This is a genomic window from Bradyrhizobium sp. 25ACV (assembly GCF_054863005.1).
In genome coordinates, this window is sequence record NZ_JAVAYO010000004.1 from 400,438 (window position 1) to 425,989 (window position 25,552).

20 protein-coding genes are annotated in these 25,552 nt (G+C 66.0%); 19 read left to right on the forward strand and 1 reads right to left on the reverse strand.

From position 1 onward, the window contains the following. Positions 1-146 precede the first annotated feature (146 nt). The gene (locus RAD04_RS11940; RefSeq protein WP_461623949.1) at positions 147-929 is read right to left on the reverse strand and encodes an N-acetylmuramoyl-L-alanine amidase; all 783 of its coding nucleotides are present in this window, start codon (positions 927-929) and stop codon (positions 147-149) included. A 524-nt stretch (positions 930-1,453) separates the two neighbouring features. On the opposite strand from RAD04_RS11940, the gene rsmH reads away from it, so the two are divergent. The 19 genes from rsmH (at position 1,454) to recN (ending at position 25,503) form a co-directional block, all read left to right on the forward strand. Then, positions 1,454-2,443 carry a 16S rRNA (cytosine(1402)-N(4))-methyltransferase RsmH gene (gene rsmH / locus RAD04_RS11945; RefSeq protein WP_461623950.1) on the forward strand — a complete coding sequence of 330 codons (990 nt, stop codon included), beginning with the start codon at positions 1,454-1,456 and terminating at the stop codon, positions 2,441-2,443. A 3-nt stretch (positions 2,444-2,446) separates the two neighbouring features. Next, on the forward strand, positions 2,447-2,839 hold the full coding sequence (gene ftsL, locus RAD04_RS11950; RefSeq protein ID WP_091961738.1) for a cell division protein FtsL: 393 nt from the start codon (positions 2,447-2,449) through the stop codon (positions 2,837-2,839). Then, entirely contained in the window at positions 2,836-4,578 is a 1,743-nt protein-coding gene (locus tag RAD04_RS11955) for a peptidoglycan D,D-transpeptidase FtsI family protein (protein ID WP_461617754.1), read from the forward strand. Before ftsL ends, RAD04_RS11955 begins: the two co-directional genes overlap by 4 nt. 80 nt (positions 4,579-4,658) lie before the next feature. Continuing rightward, a complete protein-coding gene (locus tag RAD04_RS11960) occupies positions 4,659-6,116 on the forward strand; it encodes a UDP-N-acetylmuramoyl-L-alanyl-D-glutamate--2,6-diaminopimelate ligase (protein ID WP_461623951.1) in 1,458 nt (485 codons plus the stop codon). Further along, positions 6,113-7,492, forward strand: a complete 1,380-nt coding sequence (locus tag RAD04_RS11965) for a UDP-N-acetylmuramoyl-tripeptide--D-alanyl-D-alanine ligase (RefSeq protein ID WP_461623952.1) — start codon at positions 6,113-6,115, stop codon at positions 7,490-7,492. Before RAD04_RS11960 ends, RAD04_RS11965 begins: the two co-directional genes overlap by 4 nt. A gap of 180 nt (positions 7,493-7,672) precedes the next feature. Next, positions 7,673-8,776 carry a phospho-N-acetylmuramoyl-pentapeptide-transferase gene (mraY, locus tag RAD04_RS11970; protein ID WP_018318673.1) on the forward strand — a complete coding sequence of 368 codons (1,104 nt, stop codon included), beginning with the start codon at positions 7,673-7,675 and terminating at the stop codon, positions 8,774-8,776. Positions 8,777-8,786: 10 nt separating this feature from the next. Further along, a complete protein-coding gene (gene murD, locus RAD04_RS11975; RefSeq protein ID WP_461623953.1) occupies positions 8,787-10,187 on the forward strand; it encodes a UDP-N-acetylmuramoyl-L-alanine--D-glutamate ligase in 1,401 nt (466 codons plus the stop codon). A 2-nt stretch (positions 10,188-10,189) separates the two neighbouring features. Continuing rightward, positions 10,190-10,594, forward strand: coding sequence for a hypothetical protein (locus tag RAD04_RS11980; protein WP_461623954.1), 405 nt, complete (start codon positions 10,190-10,192; stop codon positions 10,592-10,594). A 216-nt stretch (positions 10,595-10,810) separates the two neighbouring features. Continuing rightward, positions 10,811-11,962 (forward strand): putative lipid II flippase FtsW, encoded by a 1,152-nt coding sequence (gene ftsW, locus RAD04_RS11985; RefSeq protein WP_018318676.1) that lies wholly within the window; start codon positions 10,811-10,813, stop codon positions 11,960-11,962. Positions 11,963-12,140: 178 nt separating this feature from the next. Next, on the forward strand, positions 12,141-13,241 hold the full coding sequence (gene murG / locus RAD04_RS11990; protein WP_461623955.1) for an undecaprenyldiphospho-muramoylpentapeptide beta-N-acetylglucosaminyltransferase: 1,101 nt from the start codon (positions 12,141-12,143) through the stop codon (positions 13,239-13,241). A 124-nt stretch (positions 13,242-13,365) separates the two neighbouring features. Continuing rightward, positions 13,366-14,769, forward strand: a complete 1,404-nt coding sequence (murC, locus tag RAD04_RS11995) for a UDP-N-acetylmuramate--L-alanine ligase (protein ID WP_461623956.1) — start codon at positions 13,366-13,368, stop codon at positions 14,767-14,769. 4 nt (positions 14,770-14,773) lie between these two features. Further along, positions 14,774-15,694 (forward strand): UDP-N-acetylmuramate dehydrogenase, encoded by a 921-nt coding sequence (gene murB / locus RAD04_RS12000; protein WP_461623957.1) that lies wholly within the window; start codon positions 14,774-14,776, stop codon positions 15,692-15,694. 96 nt (positions 15,695-15,790) lie between these two features. Continuing rightward, positions 15,791-16,777 carry a D-alanine--D-alanine ligase family protein gene (locus RAD04_RS12005; RefSeq protein WP_461623958.1) on the forward strand — a complete coding sequence of 329 codons (987 nt, stop codon included), beginning with the start codon at positions 15,791-15,793 and terminating at the stop codon, positions 16,775-16,777. 349 nt (positions 16,778-17,126) lie between these two features. After that, a complete protein-coding gene (locus RAD04_RS12010) occupies positions 17,127-18,149 on the forward strand; it encodes a cell division protein FtsQ/DivIB (protein ID WP_461623959.1) in 1,023 nt (340 codons plus the stop codon). Continuing rightward, on the forward strand, positions 18,146-19,468 hold the full coding sequence (gene ftsA / locus RAD04_RS12015; RefSeq protein WP_461623960.1) for a cell division protein FtsA: 1,323 nt from the start codon (positions 18,146-18,148) through the stop codon (positions 19,466-19,468). Before RAD04_RS12010 ends, ftsA begins: the two co-directional genes overlap by 4 nt. Positions 19,469-19,555: 87 nt before the next feature. Further along, a complete protein-coding gene (gene ftsZ / locus RAD04_RS12020) occupies positions 19,556-21,355 on the forward strand; it encodes a cell division protein FtsZ (protein WP_461623961.1) in 1,800 nt (599 codons plus the stop codon). 363 nt (positions 21,356-21,718) lie between these two features. Continuing rightward, positions 21,719-22,681 carry a UDP-3-O-acyl-N-acetylglucosamine deacetylase gene (lpxC, locus tag RAD04_RS12025; protein WP_461623962.1) on the forward strand — a complete coding sequence of 321 codons (963 nt, stop codon included), beginning with the start codon at positions 21,719-21,721 and terminating at the stop codon, positions 22,679-22,681. A 244-nt stretch (positions 22,682-22,925) separates the two neighbouring features. Further along, positions 22,926-23,816 (forward strand): outer membrane protein assembly factor BamD, encoded by an 891-nt coding sequence (locus RAD04_RS12030; protein ID WP_461617765.1) that lies wholly within the window; start codon positions 22,926-22,928, stop codon positions 23,814-23,816. 13 nt (positions 23,817-23,829) lie between these two features. Beyond that, the gene (gene recN, locus RAD04_RS12035) at positions 23,830-25,503 is read left to right on the forward strand and encodes a DNA repair protein RecN (RefSeq protein ID WP_461623963.1); all 1,674 of its coding nucleotides are present in this window, start codon (positions 23,830-23,832) and stop codon (positions 25,501-25,503) included. The last annotated feature ends 49 nt before the right edge of the window (positions 25,504-25,552 follow it).

A 25,552-nucleotide genomic window follows, 5' to 3' on the forward strand; every position in this document is an offset into this window, starting at 1 on the left:
CGCAGCGCCCCCGGCGATGCGAAGCATCGTCCGGTGCGGTGCGCTGCAGAGCCGGGGCCCATCCCGCAGCAGGGCGTGTCGCTGACTGGGTCCCGGCTCGCGCTTCGCGCGTCCGGGACACGAGAGCGAACTGCGCGGCTACGCCGTCACTTCGACGCGACGGTCGTCCCCTCTGCCGGCAGGCTCGCGAGCAGCGCCTGCAATGTCGACAGCGTCGAGTGGTCCGCGACGCCATCCAGCCGTGCGGGGCGGAAGTGGCGCTGGAAGGCGGTGACGACTTCCATGGTCGCGGCGTCGTATTTGCCGGTCAGAGGCACGCCGTAGCCGTATCTGGCGAGCGCTTGCTGCAGGCTCAGCACCTCGTCACTGATGGTGCCGAGCATCAGAGTCTCGCCGCGCACGACCGGAGCCGGCGTCACCCAGTGACCGACGCCGGAATTGGCCAGTGAGTGCCACGGAAACTTTTCGCCGGGGTCTTTCTTGCGCGCGGGCGCGACGTCGGAATGGCCGAGCACCCGGTGGGCCGGCACCTTGCGGCGAAGCATGATGCCGCGGCACAGCGCGATCACGGCGGCGATCTGGCGCAGCGGATATTCCGGGTAGCCCCAGTCGTGGCCGCGATTGATGATCTCGATGCCGATCGAGCAGGAGTTGATGTCGTCCTCGCCCGCCCAGGACGAGACGCCGGCGTGCCAGGCGCGCCTGGTTTCGGGCACGCATTGCACGATGCGGCCGTCCTCCAGCACGACGTAATGCGCCGAGACTTCGGTTCCCGCCGTGCACAGCCGCGCCAGCGCGCCCTCGACATCGGGCATGCCGGTGTAGTGCAGCACGATCATATCGGGCTGCCGTGTCTTGTTGCGCTCGCCATGGTTCGGCGAGGGGATGATGTCGGACACGATCGAGGAATCCGGCTCGAACGCCCTCATGCTCGCCGCGGCCTTGGGAACCGGGAGAACGCGTTGACGCTTCGAATCAGATCCAGACGGTGTGGACGAACCGGAAGGCGGCATAGACAAACCAAGGTCGGACGGAGAGTGGGCCAAGCCCTTCTCTTTACTATTCCTTTACCCTCCACCCCGCGCAATCGCGCGGCGCGGTTAACGGATGCATTTTGGCGCAAGTGTGTGGATGAAGCATCACCGCCTCATCAGCTTTTCGACTTGTCACGAGCCGAGCAACGCTTTCTTAACGCTAAGGGCCGTTACTGAGGGATGAAGAGCCGACCCGCGTCCGGAGGCGGCCAAAGCGTATTTTGGCTCGAAATCCCATGGCTGCCCGACAAATTCCGCTGGGAACACTGGGGTTGCCGCCCGGGACGACCGGGCTCGGTAACCATGCTGGACGGTGCGGTCGTGGAACCGCCGCGATACGGAGTCATTCGAGGCGTCATGGGCTTGTTCGTCCCCAATCTCGCTTGGACGTCAGGCTGGGCCTCCAGCAGGCCTGGCGCATGAGCTCGGCTCCGCACATCCCCGTTCTCGGCCGCGAAGCCGTCGACCACCTCGCCCCGCGCGATGGCGGTACTTATGTCGACGCCACCTTCGGCGCCGGCGGCTATAGCCGCGCCATCCTCGACGTGCCGGGAACCCGGCTCATCGCCATTGACCGCGACCGCACCGCCATCGCGGGCGGTGCCGAGCTGGTCGAACGCTCCGCGGGCCGGTTGACGCTGGTCGAGGACCGATTCTCCAACCTTGCCGAGGTCTGCGCGGCGCAGGGTGTCGAGGCCGTGGACGGTGTCGTGATGGATGTCGGGGTGTCCTCGATGCAGCTCGACCAGGCCGGTCGCGGTTTCTCGTTCCGGCTCGACGGTCCGCTCGACATGCGGATGGGACAGGCGGGGCCGACCGCGGCCGACGTCGTTGCCCGCGCTTCGGAAGCCGATCTCGCCGACATCATTTATCTTCTCGGCGAGGAGCGGCATTCGCGCCGCGTCGCCCGCGCCATCGTCGCGGACCGGCAGGAGACGCCGTTCACGACCACGCGCGCGCTCGCCGACCTCGTCGGCAGGGTGGTGCGCTCCAAGCCCGGCGACATTCATCCGGCGACGAGGACGTTCCAGGCCCTGCGCATCTTCGTCAACGAAGAGCTCGAGGAACTTCAGACCGCGCTCGCTGCGGCCGAGCGCGTGCTCAAGCCGGGCGGACGCCTCGTCGTGGTCTCCTTCCATTCGCTGGAAGATCGCATCGTCAAGAATTTCCTCTCCGAGCGTTCCAAGACCGGCGGCGGCTCGCGGCATTTGCCGGAGGTGGCGCAAGTTCCGCCGAGCTTCCAGCTTCTGACGCGGCGGCCCGTGGTCGCCGGTGAGGACGAAATCGCGCATAACCCGCGCGCGCGTTCCGCAAAGCTTCGCGCCGCTGAGCGCACCTCGGCGCCCGCGCATCAGGATGGCGAGCCATCGTCCTGGCCAAAACTTTCCGACGTGATGAGGGGAGGCTAGCGCATGCGCATTATCCACCTCTTCGTCATCGGCGCGCTGATCTTCGCGGCGGCCTATGTCTACCGGATCAAGATGGACTCCACGGCGCGCACCGAGAGGGTGCTGCGGCTGCATGCGGAGATCCGCGAGCAGCGCGACGCGATCGCCTCGCTGCGGTCCGAATGGGCAAAGCTCGACGCGCCTCATCGGCTGCAAGGCCTGTCCGACCGGCATCTGCAGCTCAAGCCGGTCAACGGCACGCAATATGACCAGCTGAAGAACCTGCCGGAGCGTCCGCCGCGGATGTTCAGGCCGGGCGAGCCCGATCCGATCGGAGCCATGCTCAACACCATCGAAGCCGCGAGCGATCCTGACAATGTGACGGGCTCCGTGCCTCAGCCCGAGGACAAGCAATGAGCGCTGCAACTCCGGCCAAACCGACGGAACCCTGGCGCCAGCGGCTGATCCGCAGCCTGCTCTACGGGCGCAATGTCGACCGCGCCGCGAAGGCGCGCGCGCGCGTTGGTCTTGCCATGCTCGCCTTCGCCTCGGTCTACGCCCTGATCGGCGGCCGGCTCGTGATGTTCGCGATCGGCGCCGATGCCCATGGCGCACGCCGCGCCGCGGCGCAGGAGGTGGTGGCGACCGCACGGCCCGACATCGTCGACCGCAACGGTGCCATCCTTGCGACCGACGTCAAGGCGGCGAGCCTGTTCGGCGAGCCGCGCCGCATCATCGACAAGGACGAGGCGATCGAGCTTCTCACGGCGACCGTGCCCGACCTCGACGAGGCCGAGGTGCGCGAGCGCCTGAGGACGCGCAAGGGCTTCGTCTGGCTCAAGCGCGAGGTCACGGCCAAGCAGCAGCAGGCCATCCACAAGCTCGGCATTCCCGGCATCGGCTTCCTGCGCGAGAACAAGCGCGTCTACCCGACCGGCAACGAGGTCGCCCACCTCATCGGTCTGGTCAACATCGACAACCAGGGCATCGCCGGCATGGAGAAGTGGCTCGACAATCAGGGCCTCGCCGATCTCCACCGCGCCGGCTTTGCCACCGACCGGCTGCAAAAGCCGATCGAGCTCTCGATCGATCTGCGCGTCGAGCACGCGCTGCGCGACGAGCTGTTGAAGGCCAAGGAGAAGTACCACACCAAGGCGGCGTCCGGCATCGTCTCCAACGTCAAGACCGGCGAGATCGTGGCGATGGTCTCGCTTCCGGACTTCGATCCGAACAATCCGAAGGAAGCGCACGACCCGGATCGCATCAACCGCCTGACCACCGGCGTCTACGAGATGGGCTCGACCTTCAAGGCGTTCACGCTGGCGATGGCGCTCGATTCCGGAAAGATCAATCTGAACACGTCGTGGGATGCCCGCGGAAACCTGCACTACGGCAAGTTCACCATCCACGACAGCCACCCGCTCGGACGCTTCATCAACACCAAGGAAGTGTTCACTTACTCCTCCAACATCGGTGCCGCGCGGATCGCGCTCGGCCAGGGGGTCGAGGCCCACAAGGCGTTCCTTGCCAAGATGGGCCAGTTGACGCGGCTGCGCACCGAGCTGCCGGAGAGCGCGGCTCCGCTGATCCCGCGCCGCTGGGGTGAGCTGAACACGGTCACCATCGCGTTCGGCCAGGGCATGTCGGTGGCACCACTGCAGGCGGTGATGGGCATCAACGCGCTGGTGAACGGCGGCTATCTGATTCCGCCGACCTTTATGAAGCGCAGCGAATCCGAAGCGGCGGCGATGGCCAAGCGCGTGATCAAGACGGAGACCAGCGACAAGATGCGGTTCCTGATGCGGCTCAATGCCGAAATCGGCACCGCCAAGACCGCTGACGTCAAGGGCTACTATGTCGGCGGCAAGACCGGCACGTCCGAGAAGGTCATCAACGGCCGCTATGCCAAGAAGCGCGTGCTCAACTCGTTCACCGCAATCATGCCCTGCGACGATCCGAAATATCAGATCCTGATCATGCTGGACGAGCCGCAGGCGATTCCTGAAACGAAGGGCTTCATCACCTCGGGCTGGAACACGGTGCCGACCGGCGGCAAGGTGATCGAGCGGATCGCGCCGCTTCTGGGCGTCGAACCGCGGTTCGACCTGCCGCCGTCCGAGCGCCTTATTCTTGCAGCATCCAGGACAACCCAGTAATCAATCGGGTGGGCCGTAGCCGCTGCTGAGTCGGGGATTTCCCTCAAGATTCGGCTTTCCGGTACGGCGACTGGAAGACCATGAAGCTGCGCGACCTCTTAGGCAATGATGCCGCGATCGAGCCCGCAATTGCGGCGCTCGAGGCGACGGGCATTGCGCTCGACAGCCGCGTGGTCAAGGCCGGCGATCTCTTCTTCGCACTCGCGGGCAGCAAGACCGACGGGTCGCGCTTCATCGACGCCGCGGTGACCGCAGGCGCCGTGGCTGTCGTCGGTGACCATGCGCCTGATACGAGCAGGGTGCCGTTCATCACTGTCGCCAATCCGCGCCGCGCGCTGGCATTGGCCGCTGCAAAATTCTTCCCGTCGCAGCCCGCGACCATCGCCGCGGTGACCGGCACCAGCGGCAAGACCTCGGTCGCAGCCTTCACGCGCCAGATCTGGGAACGGCTGGGGCACGCCTCCGCCAGCATCGGCACCATCGGCCTCGTCTCGCCCAAGCGCACCGTCTACGGCTCGCTGACCACGCCGGATCCGATTGCGCTGCACCGGCAGCTCGACGAGATCGCCCGCGAGGGCGTGACGCACCTTGCTTTCGAAGCGTCCTCGCACGGGCTCGATCAGTATCGGCTCGACGGCGTGCGCGTCTCCGCCGGCGGCTTCACCAATCTGTCGCGCGACCACATGGATTATCATCCGACTGTCGCGCATTATCTTGCGGCGAAACTCCGCCTGTTCCGGGAACTCGTTGCTCCGGGCGGCCCGGCGGTGATCTCGGCCGATCATGATTGCTCGGCGGAAGCGATCGATGCTGCGAAGGCACGCGCCCTGCGCGTGATCGCGGTCGGCCGCAACGGCGACGGGGCAGGCGACGGCATTCGTCTCGCCGACGTCAAGGTCGAAGGATTTTCGCAGGTGCTCGCGCTCGAGCATCACGGTAAGCGCTATGTCGTCCGGCTGCCGCTGGTTGGCGAATTCCAGATCGAGAACGCGCTGGTATCGGCCGGCCTTGCGATCGGTACCGGCAGCGATGCCGCCAATGTGTTTGCAAGCCTCGAACATCTCGAAGGCGCCAAGGGCCGGCTCGAGCGCGTCGGCGAGCGCAATGGCGCGCCGATCTTCGTCGACTACGCGCACAAGCCCGATGCGCTGGCCAAGGCGCTGCAGGCGCTGCGACCCTACGCGAAACGAAAGCTGGTCGTCGTGTTCGGCGCCGGCGGTGACCGCGATGCCGGCAAGCGTCCGATCATGGGCGAGATCGCGGCCGAGAATGCCGACGGCGTCATCATCACCGACGACAATCCGCGCAGCGAGAAGCCCGAAACCATTCGCGCCGAAATCCTCGCCACCGCAAAGGGCGCCCGCGAGATCGGCGACCGTGCCGCGGCAATCCGAACCGCGATCGAGGAACTACAGGAAGGCGATGCACTGCTCGTCGCCGGCAAGGGACACGAGACCGGACAGATCGTCGGCGGCCAGGTGCTGCCCTTCAGTGATCACGAGGCGGTCGCCGCCGCATTAGCGTCGAGGGTTGCATGAGCGCGCCGATATGGACGGTTGCCGAAGTCGCGCGCGCACTGGGCGCTGCCGGATCATTCCCGGACACGCCGATTGATTTCGTCACCCAGGACAGCCGCCTGGTGAAACCGGGCAGCCTGTTCGTGGCGCTGAGCGGCACGCCGAGCGGCGGCTTCGTCTCGGCCTTCGCCAGCGCGCGCGACGGCTGGGAGTTCGCGGACAAGGCCGAGGCTTCGGGCGCGGTCGCGATGATCGTGCCGCACGAGATCGCGGGCATCCGCATCCCCCAGATCGTCGTGAAGGACACGCTGATCGACGGCCTCTGGGGCCTCGCACGCGCCGCCCGCGCCCGCTTCCGCGGGCCTGTGATCGGGCTCACCGGCAGCGCGGGCAAGACCAGCACCAAGGAATTTCTGGCGGCCTATCCGAACGCCTATGCAAGTCCGTCCAGCTTCAACAATTTCTGGGGCGTGCCGCTGACGCTGTGCAATGCCAGGCCCGACGCAAGTCTCTGGGTCGTCGAGATGGGCATGAACCAGCAAGGCGAGATCGCGCGGCTCAGCGAACTGACGCGGCCCACCGTTGCACTCGTCGTCAACGTCCAGCCCGTGCATCTGGAGAAGCTCGGCTCGCTTGAAGCCATCCGCCGCGAGAAGGTGTCGATCGCGCTCGGCCTGCCCGAGGACGGCGTGCTGGTGCTGCCGGCCGGGCTGAAGGCATCCGAATGGAAGGGCAAGGTGGTGCGCTTCGGCGAGCATGCCGAGGTGCATGAGGTCACGCACGCGCCGCATGGCGAGAGCTGGCAGGTCGTGGCCATGATCGGCAAGAAGCAGATCGCCTTCAGCCTGACGCCGGGCGCGCCGCACCGCGTGCAGAATGCGCTGGCCGCGCTCGCCGCCATCCGCGCCGCGAGCCTCGATGCGGCGACGCTCGCGATCAAGCTCGACCGGGTCGGCATCATGACCGGCCGCGGTGTCGAGCAGGCGGTCGGCGGTATCACCGTGATCGACGACAGTTTCAACGGCAATCCGGCCAGCGTCGCCGCTGCGCTGCAAAGCCTCCAGGCGCGCAATGTGACCGGCGGCCGCCGCGTTGCGGTGCTCGGTGACATGCTGGAGCTCGGCGATGATGCACCGGGGTATCACACCGGCCTTGCCAAGCATCTCGACGGTATCGACGGGATCTACTGCGTCGGCCCTCTGATGCGCCACCTCTATGATGTGCTGCCGGCCGGCAAGGGCCTCGGCTGGCACGGCGATCCCGCCACGCTGAAGCCGAGTGAGGTCGCGAACCTGCTGAAGGCAGGCGACGTCGTGGTTGTCAAGGGCAGCAAGAAGATGTTCTGGGTCAACAAGTTTGTGCCGGGCCTGGTGGCCGCCTTGCAGGCAAAGGCGTAAACTGCTTGGAAGGCGCCGTTCCCGAATCCCACCCTTTGCGGCGCGAAGCCGTCCGGTTTCCCGGAGGTCGCGCGACCCATGATGAAGACCAGCGAATGCGCGTAAGGCACGTTGAGGCCAAGATGAAGACCAAGATCAAGGCCGAGACCGCGTGTGCAAAGGCGCCATAGGACCGTCTGAATGTTTTACTGGCTGATCGAGCTCTCCAACACATTTCCGGGCTTCGGTGCCGTTCGCACCTTCCTGAATGTCTTCCGCTACATAACCTTCCGCACCGGCGGCGCCGTCGTCACCGGCGCGCTGTTCGTGTTCCTGTTCGGGCCCTGGATCATCGATCATCTGCGGATCCGCCAGGGCAAGGGTCAGCCGATCCGGACCGACGGCCCGCAATCGCATCTCGCCAAGAAGGGCACGCCCACCATGGGCGGGCTGATGATCCTGTCCGGCCTCACGGTCGGCACGGTGCTGTGGGCCAACCCGCTTAACCCCTATGTCTGGATCGTGCTGGCGGTGACGCTCGGCTTCGGCTTCGTTGGCTTCTATGACGATTACCTCAAGGTGACCAAGCAGACCACGACCGGGTTCGGCAGCAAGCTTCGCCTGCTGATCGAGGCGGCGATCGCGCTGGTGGCCTGCTACGCGCTGGTGCGGCTGAACCGCGATCCCGCATCGACCGCGCTGACGATTCCGTTCCTGAAGGACACCGTGCTGCATTTCGGTTGGTTCTTCGTCATCTTCGGCGCCTTCGTCATCGTCGGCTCCGGCAACGCGGTGAACCTCACCGACGGTCTCGACGGCCTCGCCATCGTTCCCGTGATGATCGCGACCGCGAGCTTTGCGATGATCGCCTATCTCGCCGGCAACGCGGTGTTCGCCGAATATCTGCAGATCAAATATGTCGCCGGCACCGGCGAGCTCGCAGTGCTCTGCGGCGCGTTATTGGGCGCCGGCCTCGGCTTCCTCTGGTTCAACGCGCCGCCGGCCTCGATCTTCATGGGCGACACCGGCTCGCTCGCGCTCGGTGGCATGCTCGGCGCCATCGCGGTCGCGGTGAAGCACGAGATCGTGCTCGCAGTGATCGGTGGCCTGTTCGTGCTGGAGGCGGTCTCGGTCATCGTGCAGGTGGTGTCGTTCAAGCTCACGGGCAAGCGCATCTTCCGGATGGCGCCGATCCATCACCATTTCGAGCAGCTTGGCTGGACCGAGCCGCAGATCGTGATCCGCTTCTGGATCATCTCGGTGATGCTGGCGCTGGCCGGTCTCTCCACCCTGAAGCTGCGCTGATGGTACCGCGATGATCCCGGTCACATCCTTCGCCGGCAAGACCGTCGCGGTGTTCGGCCTCGGCGGCTCGGGGCTTGCCTCCTGCCACGCGCTGAAGGCCGGCGGCGCCGAGGTGATCGCCGCCGACGACAATGCGGACAACGTAGCCAAGGCCGCGCAGGCCGGCTTCATCACCGCCGATTTGCGCAACGTGTCCTGGGCGAATTTTGCCGCGCTCGTGCTCGCGCCCGGCGTGCCGCTGACTCATCCGGTGCCGCACTGGAGCGTGCTGAAGGCGCGCGAGGCAGGTTGCGAGGTAATCGGCGACATCGAGCTGTTCTGCCGCGAGCGGCGCCGCCACGCGCCGGATGCGCCGTTCGTCGCCATCACCGGCACCAATGGCAAGTCGACCACGACGGCGCTGATTGCGCATCTGACGAAAGTCGCCGGCTACGACACCCAGATGGGCGGCAATATCGGCACCGCGATCCTGTCGCTGGAGCCGCCGCGCATGGGCCGCGTCCACGTCATCGAGATGTCGTCCTACCAGATCGACCTCACGCCCTCGCTCGATCCCTCCGTCGGCATCCTGCTCAACGTCAGCGAGGATCACATCGATCGCCACGGCGCCATCGCGCACTACGCTGCGGTGAAGGAGCGCCTCGTTGCCGGCGTGCAGGCCGGCGGCACCGCGATCGTCGGCGTTGATGACGGCTTCTGCCGCGACATCGCCGACCGGCTCGACCGCGCCGGCAAGACCGTGGTGCGGATCTCCGTCAAGAACCCGCTGGCTTCAGGCATTCATGTCGAGCACGGCAATATCGTGCGCACCGCGGGCGGCGCCCGCAGCGAGATCGCAAAGCTCGGCGGCATCGGTTCGCTGCGCGGCCAGCACAATGCGCAGAACGCGGCCTGCGCCGCCGCCGCCGCGCTGGCGATGGGCATCAACCAGGACGTGCTGCAGAATGGCCTGCGCAGCTTTCCAGGCCTTGCGCACCGCATGGAGCAGGTCGGCCGCCGCGGCAACGTGCTGTTCGTCAACGATTCCAAGGGCACCAATGCGGATGCCACGGCGCACGCGCTGTCATCTTTCGCTGACATCTTCTGGATCGCCGGCGGCAAGCCCAAGGCCGGTGGCATCGCTGGCCTGACCGGCTTCTTCCCACGCATCCGCAAGGCCTATCTGATTGGGGAGGCCGCGCAGGAGTTTTCGGGAACGCTGGGCAGCGAGGTTGCGCACGAGATCAGTCAGACACTAGACGTTGCCGTCGAGCACGCCGCGCGTGATGCGGAAGCCTCAGGGCTCACCGACGCAGTCGTGCTGCTGTCGCCGGCCTGTGCCTCCTTCGACCAGTACCGCAACTTCGAGATACGCGGCACCAAATTCCGCGAGTTGGCGCAGGCGCTGCCGGGTGTGAAGCCGGTGGTGTGAGGATGACGCGGCGACGCTGGATCGGGATCGCCGTCGCTGCTCTTGCTGTTCCGGTCGTCGCGGGTTTTGTCTTCGTTGTTATCGTCGATAATGTCATGAGCGGATTCGGTGCATGCCGCGTCGTTCGCCAGCGCGCCTTCGCCTCGCCAAGCGGTGGCCAGTTGGTCGTCGTGGTCTGGAAGTCGTGCGGAGCGACGGTACCCGACAGCACGCAAGCCAGCATCGTGGCGCGCGGCCGGACGTTCTCGCCTGAGAGCACGCCGACCTTTCTCAATGTGCGCGAGCACCAGGATGTTAGCGTTGCCTGGAGTAGCGAGCATGCCGTCAGGATCGGGTCCATTTCGGGGACAGTCCAGATTTACAAACGCGACCAACGCGTGGGGGATGTCACGATCAATTACGAGTAGGCCTCTCGTGTCCCGAACGCGGTGCGGCACGAAGTGACGCTCCGCAGAGCCGGGACCCGCTGGGCCCCGGCTCTGCAGCGCACCACGCCGCGAAGAGGCGGCGCGCTGCGCTGCGTCCGGGGCACGAGACTGTGCACAACTTCATCCACTTCCTTAACCTTGCGGTAACCAACCTCAGCGACCAATGGACGGACCTCTGTCCGAAAGCGGCCGCCCATGCTCTCCCGTGAAGAACGCACCCCCTTTTCCGAGTGGTGGTGGACCGTCGACAAGCCGCTGATGGGCGCCATCCTGGCGCTGATGCTGACTGGGGTGATCCTGTCGCTGGCGGCAAGTCCGCCGGTTGCGACCCGCATCGGGCTCGATCCCTTCCATTTCTTCAGTCGTCACGTGCTGTTCCTGCTGCCGTCCTGCCTGGTGCTGCTCGGGGTGTCCTTCCTGTCGCCGCGCGCGATCCGCCGCTCGGCCCTGATCATCTTCGCGGCGAGCATCATTCTGATCGTGCTCACGCTCGCCATCGGCCCGGAGGTGAAGGGCTCGCGGCGCTGGATCACGCTGCTCGGCGTCAACATCCAGGCCTCCGAAATCGCAAAGCCGTCCTTTGTCGTCATCGCCGCCTGGCTGTTCGCGGAATCGACCAAGCGGCCGGAGATGCCGGCGACCTCGATGGCGCTGGTGCTTCTCATGATGCTGGTCGCGCTGCTGGTGATGGAGCCGGACTTCGGTCAGACCATGCTGATCCTGATGGTGTGGGGCTCGCTGTTCTTCATCGCGGGCATGCGCATGATCTGGGTGTTCGGCCTGGCGGGTCTCGGTGCGGCCGGCCTGTTCAGCGCCTATCTGTTCGTCCCGCACGTCGCAGGCCGTATCAAGCGCTTCATGAACCCGGCCTCGGGCGACACCTTCCAGGTCGATACCGCCATGGAGGCCTTCTACAACGGCGGCTGGTTCGGACTTGGGCCAGGGGAGGGCATCGCCAAGCGCAGCCTGCCGGACAGTCACACCGACTTCGTGTTCGCGGTCGCGGCCGAAGAGTTCGGCATCATCCTGTGCCTGGCGATGCTGACGCTGTTTGCCTTCGTCGTCATCCGCACGCTGTCGCGCGCCTATGCCAATGAGGACATGTTCTCGCGCTTTGCGGCCTCGGGTCTCGCGATCCTGTTCGGCGTGCAGGCCGCGATCAACATGTCGGTGAACCTCCAGCTGATCCCCGCCAAAGGCATGACGCTGCCGTTCATCTCTTATGGCGGCTCCTCGATCGTGTCGCTCGCCTATGGTGTCGGCATGATGCTGGCGCTGACGCGGCTGCGCCCACGCACCGAGGTCGAAGCCAGCGGCCACGCCGACGCGATGCGGAGTTACGCGTAGCCGCTCTCGTGTCCCGGACAAGCGAAGCGCAGAGCCGGGACCCAGAATGCCGCAACCAATGGGCCCCGGTTCAGCAGCGCACCACGTCGCCAAGAGCGACGCGCTGCGCTGCGCCCGGGGCACGAGCGCCGCGTAGCCGGCTCGCAATGGCGAAAAAGTCCCTGTAAAACCTTCTACCATGGACAATTCCCCCCTGATTCTTCTCGCCGCAGGCGGCACCGGCGGCCATCTGTTTCCGGCCGAGGCACTCGGCGTCGAGCTGATCCGGCGCGGCTTTCGCGTTCGTCTCGTCACGGATGAGCGCGCGCTGCGTTACAGCGGGCTGTTCACCAAGGACATGATCGACGTCGTCGCGAGCGAGACCGCGCGGGGCCGCAATCCGCTCCAGCTCGCCTATGCCGGGCTTACGCTCGCTGCCGGCACGCTGTCGGCCTACGCCCTGATCAAGCGCTTGAAGCCTGTCGCCGTCGTCGGCTTCGGCGGCTATCCGACGCTGCCGCCGCTGGTCGCTGCCAAATTCGCCAGCGTACCCGGCATTATTCACGACGCCAACGCGGTGCTCGGCCGCGCCAACCGGTTCCTCTCGAGCCGCGTACGCGCTATCGCGACGTCGTTGCCCGGCGTGCTTGACCGCGATCAGGCACTCTCCGGCAAGACCACGACGGTCGGCACGCCGATGCGCCCGGCGGTGCTCGCCGCAGCTGCCGTGCCTTACGCCGCTCCCGAGGTGAACGGCCCGCTGCGGCTGCTCGTCGTCGGCGGCAGCCAGGGCGCGCGCATCATGGCCGACATCGTGCCCGGTGCGATCGAGCGGCTCGAGCCTGCGCTGTGGAGCCGTCTCGTCCTCACCCAGCAGGTGCGGGACGAGGACATGGCGCGTGTGCGCGCGGTCTATGACAAGCTCAAGATCAAGGTGGAGCTGGCGCCGTTCTTCACCGATTTGCCGGCACGGCTTGCCTCCAATCATCTCGTGGTATCGCGCTCCGGCGCCGGCACGGTGGCCGAGCTCGCGGCGATCGGCCGGCCCTCGATCCTGGTGCCGCTGCCCGGCTCGATCGACCAGGACCAGTTCGCCAATGCCGGCGTGCTGGTCAAGGTCGACGGCGCGATCCGCATCCCGCAGACCGAGTTCACTTCCGACCGGCTGGCCTCCGAAATCTCCGCCTTCGCCGCCGAGCCTGCGCGCCTTGCCGCCATGGCGCAGGCCGCGCGCGGCGCCGGCCGGCTCGACGCCGCCGAGCGACTGGCCGATCTGGTGGTCAAAGTCGCGGGAATCTGACGCGAAAAAGCCCTTGTCTTCGCCTTCTAAAGCGGGGCATCCAGTAGGAAAGGCGCGCGGCTGATTTGGCCGTGACCTTCGCCAGATGCCGCCTCCGCAAGGCGGCGAGGTCAGGGAACAGAGCATGAGACTGCCGCGCGAGATCGGACCCATCCACTTCGTCGGGATCGGCGGAATCGGCATGAGCGGGATCGCCGAGGTGCTGGTCAATCTCGGCTATGCTGTGCAGGGCTCGGACGCCTCCGACAATTACAATCTCGACCGCCTCCGCAAGAAAGGCGCAAAAGTCTCGGTCGGTCACAAGGCCGAGAATGTCGACGGTGCCGAGGTCGTGGTCGTGTCCACCGCGATCAAGCGCGACAATCCGGAATTGATGGCGGCGCGCGAGCGCCGCATTCCCGTGGTGCGCCGCGCCGAGATGCTGGCCGAGCTGATGCGGCTGAAGAGCTGCGTCGCGATCGCCGGCACCCATGGTAAGACGACGACGACCACGATGGTGGCGACGCTGCTCGATGCCGGTGAGCTCGATCCCACCGTCATCAACGGCGGCATCATCAACGCCTATGGCTCCAACGCGCGGCTCGGCGCCGGTGACTGGATGGTGGTGGAAGCCGACGAGAGCGACGGCACGTTCCTGAAGCTGCCGACCGATGTCGCGATCGTCACCAATGTCGACCCCGAGCATCTCGATCACTTCAAGACGTTCGAGGCCGTGCAGGACGCGTTCCGTCATTTCGTCGAGAACCTGCCGTTCTACGGCTTTGCGGTGATGTGCATCGATCATCCCGTGGTGCAAAGCCTCGTCGGCAAGATCGAGGACCGCCGCATCATCACCTATGGCGAGAATCCGCAGGCCGATGCGCGGCTCGTCGATCTGACCCCGATGGGCGGCGGATCGAAGTTCAAGGTCGCGTTCCGGGACCGCAAGACCGGCGCCGTGCACGAGATTTCCGACTTGATGCTGCCGATGCCGGGACGCCACAACGCCTCCAATGCGACGGCGGCGATTGCTGTCGCGCGCGAGCTCGGCGTCTCCGACGAAGCGATCCGCAAGGCGATCGCGGGCTTCGGCGGCGTCAAGCGCCGCTTCACCAAGACCGGCGAATGGAACGGCGTCACCGTGATCGACGATTACGGCCATCACCCCGTCGAGATCGCGGCGGTGCTGAAGGCGGCGCGGGAATCCACCAACTGCAAGATCATCGCCGTGGTGCAGCCGCATCGCTACACCCGCCTGCAATCGCTGTTCGAGGAATTCTGCACCTGCTTCAACGACGCCGATGCGGTGGTCGTTGCCGACGTCTATGCCGCCGGCGAAGCGCCGATCGACGGCATCGACCGCGATCATTTCGTCACGGGCCTGCGCGCCCACGGCCATCGCGAGGTGATCCCGCTGCCGGCCGCGCCGGAGCTCGCGGGCATCGTCAAGGGATTGGCGAAGTCCGGCGATCTCGTCGTATGCCTTGGCGCGGGCAACATCACGCAATGGGCGTATGCGCTGCCGGATCAATTGAAGGCGCTGGGGTAGGGCGGTGGGATTCCCCGATATCACGCCCGATCTCAAAGCTGCGATGCCAGAGTTGCGCGGGCGGCTGCTCGCCAACCAGTCTCTGGCCGAGCTCACCTGGTTTCGCGTCGGCGGCCCTGCCCAGGTGCTGTTCACGCCGGCGGATGAGGACGATCTCGCTTACTTCCTCGCGCATCTTTCTCCCGACGTTCCCGTCTATGTCGTCGGTGTCGGCTCCAATCTGATCGTGCGCGACGGCGGCATTGCGGGCGTCGTAATCCGCCTGGCGCCGCGCGCCTTCGGCGAGGCCAGCGCCAGCGGCGATATCGTCACTGCCGGTGCTGCCACGCTCGACAAGCGCGTGGCGGAAGTGGCTGCATCCGCCAATGTCGGCGGGCTCGAATTCTATTTCGGTATTCCCGGCACCATCGGCGGTGCGCTGCGCATGAATGCGGGCGCCAATGGCGGCGAGACCAAGGACGTGCTGATCGAGGCGCGAGGTGTGGCGCGTGACGGCACCAAGCACACCTTCTCCAACGCCGAGATGAAGTTCGTCTACCGCAACAGCGGCGTCGATCCCTCCATCATCTTCACCTCCGCGCGCTTTCGCGGCGAGATCAGGGATAGTGAGGCGATCCGCGCGCGCATGGCGGAGGTGCAGTCCCATCGCGAGACCGCGCAGCCGATCCGCGAAAAGACCGGCGGCTCGACCTTCAAGAATCCGCCCGGCCATTCCGCCTGGAAGCTGGTGGATGCCGCCGGCTGCCGCGGCTTGCGCGTCGGCGGCGCTGAGGTCTCCGAGATGCACTGCAATTTCCTGATCAACACGGGCGATGCCACCGCACACGACATCGAGACACTGGGTGAGACCGTGCGCGAACGCGTGAAGGCAAATTCCGGAATTGAGCTACACTGGGAAATCAAGCGGATCGGGGTTTCCCCCTAACAGTCATTCCGGGGGCGCGCAGCGCAACCCGGAATCTCGAGATTCCGGGTCTGGTGCTTGCGCACCATCCCGGAATGACAAAGCACGAGGCAGCGAATGCGCATCACCATCCTCTTCGGCGGCTCCAACCGCGAGCGCCTGGTTTCGGTCGCCTCGGCCCAGGCCCTGCATCAGGCATTGCCCGAGGCCGATCTGTGGTGGTGGGACGTCGAAGACAAGGTACACACCGTCCAGTCGAAGCAGTTGCTCGAACATGAGCGCCCCTTCGAGGACGAGTTCTTGCCCGGAACGCGCGGCATCCCGCTTGCGCAGGCGCTCGACCAGGCCAAGGCCGAGGATCGGGTGCTGGTGCTCGGCCTGCATGGCGGGCGCGCCGAGAACGGCGAATTGCAGGTGATGTGCGAAGCGCGCGGCGTGCCCTTCACCGGCTCGGGCTCGGCCTCCTCGCATCTGGCCTTCGACAAGATCGCGGCCAAGCATTTCGCCGCGCTCGGTGGCGTGACGCCGCCGGCAAACATTGCGCTCGACGACATCGACGAGGCCTTCGCCGAATATGGCAAGCTGATCGCGAAGCCGGCGCGCGACGGATCGAGCTACGGCCTGATCTTCGTCAACGCCAAGCAGGACCTCGTCGCCGTCCGCAACGCGGCCAAGCACGAAGAGTACGTCATCGAGCCCTACATCGCCGGCATCGAGGCGACCTGCGGCGTGCTGGAGCGCACTGATGGTTCGATCATGTCGCTGCCGCCGATCGAGATCATTCCGGGCGAGGGCAATTTCGATTACGCTGCAAAATATCTCCTGAAGTCGACCCAGGAGATCTGCCCCGGTCGTTTCGCGCCCGAGATCACCGCGGCGCTGAAGGCGCAGGCGATGCTGGCGCACCGCGCGATGTCCTGCGCCGGCTATTCCCGGTCGGACTTCATCGTCTCGGACAAGGGCCTCATCTATCTCGAGACCAACACGCTGCCCGGGCTGACCAAGTCCTCGCTCTACCCCAAGGCGCTGAAAGCCGAAGGCATCGAGTTCGTCGACTTCCTGCGCGGCCTGGTGGAGCTCGCCGGGCAGCGTGTACGGAAATAATTAGGACTGGTTAACGGCCGAATCGGCGAAACGGGCCGATTTGGCGTCCAAAACCGGTAAAATGCCGGACATCGCGGCATAAATGCCTCACATCGCGGGGCAAAATGCGCCGGACGTTAACGAACTTTACCTTTTGTTTACCAGGACGTCCGAAGGTTAACGCTGGCGGCGCATATGGCGCTTTGGCTGCCGGCGCGTGAGCTCTCGGGGGTGATGTCACCTCCAGCGAACGCTTTGATGGGGAGAGGCTTCTTCTGCTGAAGACCAGCACCCGGCCCGGCACGTCGAAGACGTCATGTTCGCCAGGATCCGCGCGATGTCGCGGGCAAACTGTTGACGAGCTCGTGCAATGGATGGAGCAGGAAGCCTCACCCGGTCGCTTTTCAGATCGCTGAGGCCCCAAGCTGACCTGAAAGCGGCCGCTGTCGGAGCGGTCGTGCTTCTGCGCGAGTGGCTGCAGGACAAGCGCCAGGAAAGACTTCACGCCGCGCGTGCTGCCGCCAAGATCAAGGCCAAGGCCATCGTCGAGCGTGAGCCGCCGCCGCGCGTCGTCGCATTGGTGGAGCGCTATCTGCCGCGCCGGGTCGGGATCAGCATGACCGTGCTGCTTTTGATCGGCAGTACCGGCTTCGGCATCGTCAAGGGCGGCCATCTCCAGGATTTCATCACCGCGGTCAGCGATGCCCGCAACGCGCTGGCGAATTCCGCCGGCTTCCGCATCACCTCCGTCGTGATCAACGGCCGCAAACAGCTCACCCAGGACGAGATCCTGGCCATTGGCGGCGTCAGCGGCCGTTCCTCGCTGCTGTTCCTCGATGCTGACGCGGTGCGCGACAAGCTCAAGGCCAATCCGTGGATCGCCGATGCGACCGTGCTGAAGCTTTATCCGGGCCAGCTGATGATCGAGCTCACCGAGCGCAAGGCATTCGCGCTGTGGCAGGAGGCGGGCCGGCTCTCGGTCATCGCCGATGACGGCGCCGTGCTCGAGCCCTATGTCTCGCGCCGTTTCCTGTCGCTGCCGCTCGTGGTCGGCAAGGGCGCCGAGACTCAGGCCCGCGATTTCCTCGCGCTGCTGGCGCGCTATCCGCAGGTCAACTCGATCACCAAGGCCGCGATCTTCGTCGGCGAGCGGCGCTGGAACCTGAGGCTCAAGGACGGTCTCGACATCCGCCTGCCCGAGCAGGACGTCGGCAACGCGCTGGCGATGCTGTCCAAGCTCGACAAGGAGGACAGGCTGTTCTCGCGCGACATCGTCGCCGTCGACATGCGCCTGCCTGATCGTCTGGTGGTGCAGCTGTCTGAGGACGCCGCCAAGGCGCGCGAGGAGCTGTTCAAGGACAAGAAGAAAAAGAAGGCCGGGGATTCCGCATGACCGGTCTTGATCGCACCCAGACGCCGAAGACGCGCCCGATGCCGCACAAGCGCGGCGGCCTCGTCGCGTGTCTCGACATCGGCACCAGCAAGATCGCCTGCATGATCGCGCGGCTGAAGCCGTCGCCGCCGAGCGAGGCGCTGCGCGGCCGCACCCATGCGGTCGAATTGATCGGATACAGCCAGATCCAGTCGCGCGGCATGAAGGCCGGCGCGGTGATCGACCTTACCGAATGCGAGCAGGCCGTGCGCCAGGCCGTCGCGCTCGCGGAGAAAATGGCCAAGGTGCGGGTCGAGTCGGTGCTGCTCTCGGTCTCCGGCGGCCGGCTTTCCGGCCAACTGGTCGAGGCCGCCGCAGATATCCGTGGTGGCGCCGTGACCCAGGCCGATGTCAACCGCGTCACCTCGACCGGCATGCGTCACGCCACCGGCGAAGGCCGCACCGTGCTGCACGCGTTGCCGGTCGGCTACACGCTCGATGGCGTCAAAGGCATCCGCGACGCCCGCGGCATGGTTGCCCATCAATTCGGTGTCGACATGAACGTCGTTACCTGCGACGCCACCGTGGCGAGGAACCTGATGCTGGCGGTCGAACGCTGCCACATCAATGTCGAAGCCATGGCGGCGAGCCCATATGTCGCCGGATTGTCGGTGCTGACGGACGACGAGGCCGATCTCGGCGCTGCCGTCGTCGAGATGGGTGCCGGCACCACCACGATCGCGGTCTATTCCGGCGGCCGTTTCGTGCATGCGGCGGGTTTTGCGGTCGGCGGGCAACACATCACGATGGATCTGGCGCGCGGACTCTCCGCGACCATTGCCGATGCCGAGCGAATCAAGACGTTATACGGGACCGTCATCACCGGCGGATCGGACTCGCGTGAGCTGATGTCTGTGCCGACAGCCGGTGACGAGCAGGATCTGCCGCAGATCGTCTCCCGCGCCACCATCGCCAACATCGTCAAGCACCGTGCCGAGGAAGTCTTCGAAATGGTTCGGGACAAGCTGAAGGATTCGCCCTTCGCCTCAGAGCCCAACGGCCGGGTCGTACTCTCGGGCGGCGCCTCGCAGCTGACCGGCCTCGTCGAACTCGGCACCCAGATTCTCGGCCGGCCCGTGCGGGTCGGACGTCCGCTCGGCTTCGGCCGGCTGCCCAACGAGGCGAAGAACGCCGCGTTCGCGGTGCCGGCCGGACTTCTCGTCTACCCGCAATATGTTCACCACGAACATGTCGAACCGCGGCATACGCGGCAGCAGGTCAAGACAGGGACCGGCGGTTATTTCGGAAAGGTCGGACGATGGCTACGCGAGGGCTTCTGATGATTCATTTCCGCAATTCCCGACTTTCACCAACTCCCGCGGCCGCCGGCCGGGGCGAACCCACGCGCACGTGATCGAGAGGCAAACATGACCATCAGCATCAACGTTCCTGATATTCACGAGTTGAAGCCCCGCATCACCGTGTTCGGCGTCGGTGGCGCCGGTGGCAACGCCGTCAACAACATGATCACGGCGGGCCTCCAGGGCGTCGACTTCGTCGTCGCCAACACCGACGCGCAGGCGCTGACGATGTCGAAGGCGCAGCGCATCGTGCAGATGGGCACCGCGGTCACGCAAGGCCTCGGGGCCGGCTCACAGCCGAACGTCGGCGCGGCGGCGGCGGAAGAGGTGATCGACGAGCTGCGCGACCATCTCTCGGGCGCCAACATGGTGTTCGTCACCGCGGGCATGGGCGGCGGCACCGGTACTGGTGCAGCCCCCGTGATCGCAAAGACCGCGCGCGACATGGGCATCCTCACCGTCGGCGTCGTGACCAAGCCCTTCCACTTCGAAGGCGGCCGCCGCATGCGCACGGCCGAAGCCGGCATCAACGAGCTGCACAAGGTCGTGGATACGCTCCTGATCATCCCGAACCAGAACCTGTTCCGGGTCGCCAACGAGAAGACCACCTTCGCCGACGCCTTCGCGATGGCCGACCAGGTGCTGTACTCGGGCGTTGCCTGCATCACCGACCTGATGGTCAAGGAAGGCCTGATCAACCTCGACTTCGCCGACGTCCGCGCCGTCATGCGTGAGATGGGCAAGGCGATGATGGGCACCGGCGAAGCCTCCGGCGACAAGCGCGCGCTGACCGCCGCCGAAGCCGCGATCGCCAACCCGCTGATCGACGACAGCTCGATGAAGGGCGCCAAGGGCCTCCTCATCTCCATCACCGGCGGCAAGGATCTCACCCTGTTCGAGGTCGACGAAGCCGCGACCCGTATCCGCGAGGAAGTCGACCAGGACGCCAACATCATCGTCGGCGCGACCTTCGACGAAGCGCTCGACGGCCTGATCCGCGTCTCGGTCGTTGCCACCGGCATCGAGCAGGCCGCGATCGCCCGCAACAGCCAGGCGACTTCCGCTCCGGTTGCGAATGCGGCGCCGCAGGCGCAGCAGGCTCCCGCAGCTCCGGCCGTCGCCGCCGAGAGCCGTCTGGCCGACCTGACCGCGCGGCTCCGCGCCGACAATCAGCGTATGGCTGAGCGCGCCCAGAAGCTGGAAGGCCAGATTCCGGCCGCGGCCCCGGTCGCTGCCGCCCCGGTGGCGCCCCGTCCGAATGTCGAGCGCGCCGCGCTCGCCGCCATCGCCGCCGCCGTTGCGGAGGTCCCGCAGGCGCCCGCGCCGATGCAGACCTATGGCGACGTCACAGTGCGCCCGATCGCGCAGAAGCCGACGCTGTTTCCGGAGCCCGACATGGCGCCGATCGCGATGCAGGAGCCGATGACGCCGGAAAACTTCATTCCGCCGCAGGCCGAGCGTGCGCCGGCCCGTGCGCCGCGGATGCCACGCCTCGATGAGCTGCCGATGCCGGCCCAGGCCGAGATTCGCCAGGCTCGCGGCGAGGTCGAGGAGGAGACCCCGCAGAAGACCCGCCTGTCGCTGCTGCAGCGCCTCGCCAATGTTGGCCTCGGCCGTCGCGACGAGGAAAGCGAGCCGCCGGTCGCGGCCCGCACCGCCGGTCCCGCGATGCCGCCGCTGCCCGAGCGCCGCCAGCAGAAGACCGTGGCGCAGCAGATCGCATCGAGCGAGCCGGTATCCGAGTACGCCCGCCGTCCCGCGCCGCAGGGGCTGGACATGCACGGCCGTCCGGCGCCTGTTGCGCCGGCGCCACAGGGCGACGACCATCTTGATATCCCGGCCTTCCTGCGGCGGCAGGCGACCTGAGGATTGTTACAATAAGGCAGACGAAAAAAGGTCCCGGCAACAAGCTTGCCGGGACCTTTCCTTTTGTCCCGTGCATGTCCGGTCTGCGCAGACAAGCAACTGATTTTAAATAATTAATTACGTGTTTGGGTGTTCAGTCAAACTGCCGGAAGCGATCCAAAACCTCGGCGCAATTTGGTTAAGCCTTGGCGCGAATACGGCAGGTTTGGGGTAACAATCGGTAAAAAAGCGTGAGTTGGCGCTGTTTGAGGCAGTGACTATGGTTTGCCGTGACTTGGGGATACGGATTCGCAGGAGCTCGGCACTGGCCGGCCAAGTGAGTCCAGTATAAGTCGCAGTGGGTCGTAGTGGGGCGGGTTCCTGATGAAATTTAGCCGGCAAACAACGCTTCGTGCGCAAGCCTCCGTGGCAGGCGTGGGCGTTCATTCCGGTCTTCCCGTCACTCTCACCCTTGGGCCTGCGCCTGTCGACGCGGGTTTTATTTTTGTCCGCACCGGCCTCGAAGGAAGTGATCGCGAAGTTCAGGCGACCGCCGAGCAGGTGATCGCGACCGATTTCGCCACCGTCCTCGGCGATCGCAACGGTCCGCTGGTGTCCACCGCCGAGCACGTGCTTGCTGCACTGCGGGGTATGGGTGTCGACAACGCCACCATCGAGATCGATGGTCCCGAAGTGCCGATCATGGACGGCAGCGCGGCGGCCTTCATTGCGGCGATTGACCAGGCCGGCATCATTACCCAGCCGGCACAGCGCCGCTTCATTCAGGTTTTGAAGCCGATCTCGGTCAAGATCGGCGACTCCTTCGGCGAGATCAGGCCCTACGCCAACGGGTTCTGCGTCGAGGTCGAGATCGATTTCACCAATCCCGTCATCGGCCAGCAGAGCTACGCCTTCGACCTCAATCCGGAGCGTTTCCGCCGCGAAGTCGGCCGGGCCCGGACCTTCGGTCTGATGAGCGACGTGGCGCGGCTCTGGAGCGCAGGCTATGCCCTCGGCGCCTCCTTCGACAACACCGTCGTGTTCGACGACGAGCGGCTGCTCAACACCGAGGGCCTGCGCTACGCCGATGAATGCGCCCGCCACAAGGTGCTGGACGTGATCGGCGACCTGTCGCTGGCCGGCCTGCCGCTGCTTGGCGCCTACCGCTCGGTGCGTGGCGGCCACAAGCTCAACCATGCTGTCCTGACCGCGCTGCTCGCCGACCGTACCGCCTGGCGGGTGGTCGAGGGCGAGGCGGCCCGCCGCACCACGCGTCCTGTGGGCGAGGTCGGTCGCGGTATCGTCGGCGGCCGGATCGCTGCGGCCTACGGGCCGGACGTGTCCTAACAGAGCTGTTGCCGCCGGCCTCAGGCAGCGGCTTACCCCGGGAAACTCCTGGTAACCACGATCGGCTAGGATTGCGGCACGTTCGCCTTAATCCGGGCGAAATGCCTGCCTATCCGGTTGGTTAAAGATCGCTTTTCGGATACATCGGCGTGGTCGCATGGCAGGCACCACGGTTACATTTCGCGCCCATGACGGGGTTCATGGGCTGGCGGCACCGCATCACAGGGCGTCAGGGCTTAAACTCATGTCGGCACAGCGTATGACGCGCGGATATTTCTCGGTCTCGTCGCGGGCCCGTGGGCTGCTGCAGGCCGTCACCTTCATGATGCTTGCGCTGCCGCTGGCCGGCTGCGGCACCGGCTCGCTCTGGGACAAGTTCACCGCCAAGGACGACACCTTCGTCGAGGAGCCGGCCGACAAGATCTACAATGAGGGCCTGTACCTCATGAACGAGAAGAAGGACATGAAGGCGGCGAACAAGAAGTTCGAAGAGGTCGACCGCCAGCATCCTTATTCCGACTGGGCCCGCAAATCGCTGCTGATGTCGGCCTATGCGTCCTACCAGGGCGGCGACTTCGACGGCTGCATCGGCGCCGCCACCCGCTATGTCACGCTGCATCCCGGCAGCCCGGATGCGGCCTATGCGCAATATCTGATCGCCGCCTCCCATTACGACCAGATCCCGGACACCAGCCGCGACCAGGCCCGCACCGAGAAGGCGATCGCCGCCCTCGAAGAGGTGGTGCGCAAATATCCGAACTCGGAATACGCGACATCCGCCAAGGCCAAGATCGAGGGTGCGCGCGACCAGCTTGCCGGCAAGGAAATGAATGTCGGCCGCTACTACGCGCAGAAGCGCGACTACACGGCGGCGATCAACCGCTACAAGACCGTCGTCACGCAGTATCAGACCACCCGCCATGTCGAGGAAGCGCTGTTCCGGCTGACCGAGGCCTATATGGCGATCGGCATCGTCGGCGAGGCGCAGACCGCGGCGGCGGTGCTTGGGCACAATTTTCCTGACAGCCGCTGGTACAAGGACGCCTATAATCTTGTAAAATCCGGCGGTCTCGAACCGAGCGAGAATCAGGGGTCTTGGATCAGCCGGACCTTCAAGAAGATGGGTCTCGGCTAGGAAATTTGGTTCCATGCTGGCGCGTCTGTCGATCCGTGACATCGTCCTGATCGAACGGCTCGATATCGAATTCGCCACCGGCCTTGCGGTTTTGACCGGCGAGACCGGTGCGGGCAAATCCATCCTGCTCGATGCCTTTGCGCTGGCACTCGGCGGCCGCGGCGACGCCGGCCTCGTGCGCCACGGCGTGGAGCAGGGGCAGGTGACTGCCGTATTCGATGTCCCCAAGAATCACCCCGCAACGAAGATCCTTGCTGAGAATGGCCTGGAGGACACCGGCGAGATGATTCTCCGCCGCGTGCAGCTCGCCGACGGCCGCACCCGGGCCTTCATCAACGATCAGTCGATCAGCGTGCAGACGTTGAAGGCGGTCGGCGCCGCCCTGGTCGAGATCCACGGCCAGCATGACGAGCGCGCGTTGGTCGACGCCGCCACCCACCGCCGCCTGCTCGACGCGTTCGCCGGCCTGGAGAAGGACGTTGCCGCAGTCGAATCGCTCTGGGACGCACGCCGCACCGCCAACACCGCGCTGGAGGAGCATCGCGCCGCCATGGAGCGCGCCGCGCGGGAGGCCGACTATCTGCGCCACGCCTCCGCCGAGCTGAAGCAGCTCGCGCCCAAGGACGGCGAGGAAACCTCGCTCGCCAACCGCCGCACCACCATGATGCAGGGCGAGAAGATCGCCTCCGATTTGCGCGAGGCGCAGGAGGCTGTCGGCGGCCACCATTCGCCGGTTTCGACGCTGTCGGCGGCGGTACGCCGGCTGGAACGCCGCGGCGTCAATTCGCCCGCGCTGGTCGAGCCTGCCGTAAGGGCGATCGACATGGCGATCAACGCGCTGGAGGAAGCCGACCAGCATCTGCAGGCGGCACTCGCCGCGACCGATTTCGATCCGGCCGAGCTCGAACGCATCGAGGAGCGCCTGTTCGCGCTGCGAGCGGCATCGCGCAAATATTCGACGCCGGTCGACGGGCTCGCCGCGCTGGCCGCGAAATACGCCGCCGACGTCGTGCTGATCGATGCCGGCGCCTCGCGGCTGAAAAAGCTGGAGCAGGCCGCAATCGAGGCAGATAGCCTCTATGCCGCCGCCGCCAAGAAGCTGTCGCTGGTTCGGCAGAAATCGGCGGAGAAGCTCAACAAGGCGGTCAACGCCGAGCTGGCGCCGCTCAAGCTCGAACGCGCCAGGTTCATGACCCAGGTCGCGACCGATGAGGCAGCTCCAGGCCCGCAAGGCTTCGACCGCGTCGAGTTCTGGGTGCAGACCAATCCGGGCACCAAGCCAGGACCGATGATGAAGGTCGCCTCCGGCGGCGAGCTGTCGCGCTTTCTGCTCGCGCTCAAGGTCGTGCTGTCCGACCGCGGCTCGGCGCCGACGCTGGTGTTCGACGAAATCGACACCGGCGTGGGCGGTGCGGTCGCCGACGCCATCGGCGGGCGGCTGGCGCGGCTTGCCGGCAAGGTGCAGGTGATGGCCGTGACCCACGCCCCGCAGGTCGCCGCCCGCGCCGACCAGCACCTCCTGATTTCCAAGGACGCCCTCGACAAAGGCAAGCGCGTCGCCACCCGCGTCAATGCGCTGGCCGCCGACCACCGCCGCGAGGAAATCGCCCGCATGCTGGCCGGCGCCGAGATCACGGCCGAGGCGAGGGCGGCGGCGGAGCGGCTGCTCAAGGCGGCCATGGCTTGAGTGTGCCCCGGGGCGGCGCAGCGCGTAGCGCTGCTCCGCAGAGCCGGGA

Bases quoted from the DNA above. Each gene is read 5' to 3' on its own strand.
- RAD04_RS11965 (WP_461623952.1), top strand. From the start codon at position 6,113: ATGAGCGCGCCGATATGGACGGTTGCCGAAGTCGCGCGCGCACTGGGC.
- RAD04_RS12030 (WP_461617765.1), top strand. From the start codon at position 22,926: ATGTCGGCACAGCGTATGACGCGCGGATATTTCTCGGTCTCGTCGCGG.
- ftsW (WP_018318676.1), top strand. From the start codon at position 10,811: ATGCTCTCCCGTGAAGAACGCACCCCCTTTTCCGAGTGGTGGTGGACC.
- RAD04_RS11955 (WP_461617754.1), top strand. From the start codon at position 2,836: ATGAGCGCTGCAACTCCGGCCAAACCGACGGAACCCTGGCGCCAGCGG.
- lpxC (WP_461623962.1), top strand. From the start codon at position 21,719: ATGAAATTTAGCCGGCAAACAACGCTTCGTGCGCAAGCCTCCGTGGCA.
- recN (WP_461623963.1), top strand. From the start codon at position 23,830: ATGCTGGCGCGTCTGTCGATCCGTGACATCGTCCTGATCGAACGGCTC.
- RAD04_RS11980 (WP_461623954.1), top strand. From the start codon at position 10,190: ATGACGCGGCGACGCTGGATCGGGATCGCCGTCGCTGCTCTTGCTGTT.
- ftsL (WP_091961738.1), top strand. From the start codon at position 2,447: ATGCGCATTATCCACCTCTTCGTCATCGGCGCGCTGATCTTCGCGGCG.
- murD (WP_461623953.1), top strand. From the start codon at position 8,787: ATGATCCCGGTCACATCCTTCGCCGGCAAGACCGTCGCGGTGTTCGGC.
- RAD04_RS12010 (WP_461623959.1), top strand. From the start codon at position 17,127: ATGGATGGAGCAGGAAGCCTCACCCGGTCGCTTTTCAGATCGCTGAGG.
- ftsA (WP_461623960.1), top strand. From the start codon at position 18,146: ATGACCGGTCTTGATCGCACCCAGACGCCGAAGACGCGCCCGATGCCG.
- RAD04_RS11940 (WP_461623949.1), bottom strand. From the start codon at position 929: ATGAGGGCGTTCGAGCCGGATTCCTCGATCGTGTCCGACATCATCCCC.
- murC (WP_461623956.1), top strand. From the start codon at position 13,366: ATGAGACTGCCGCGCGAGATCGGACCCATCCACTTCGTCGGGATCGGC.
- RAD04_RS12005 (WP_461623958.1), top strand. From the start codon at position 15,791: ATGCGCATCACCATCCTCTTCGGCGGCTCCAACCGCGAGCGCCTGGTT.
- rsmH (WP_461623950.1), top strand. From the start codon at position 1,454: ATGAGCTCGGCTCCGCACATCCCCGTTCTCGGCCGCGAAGCCGTCGAC.
- ftsZ (WP_461623961.1), top strand. From the start codon at position 19,556: ATGACCATCAGCATCAACGTTCCTGATATTCACGAGTTGAAGCCCCGC.
- mraY (WP_018318673.1), top strand. From the start codon at position 7,673: ATGTTTTACTGGCTGATCGAGCTCTCCAACACATTTCCGGGCTTCGGT.
- RAD04_RS11960 (WP_461623951.1), top strand. From the start codon at position 4,659: ATGAAGCTGCGCGACCTCTTAGGCAATGATGCCGCGATCGAGCCCGCA.
- murG (WP_461623955.1), top strand. From the start codon at position 12,141: ATGGACAATTCCCCCCTGATTCTTCTCGCCGCAGGCGGCACCGGCGGC.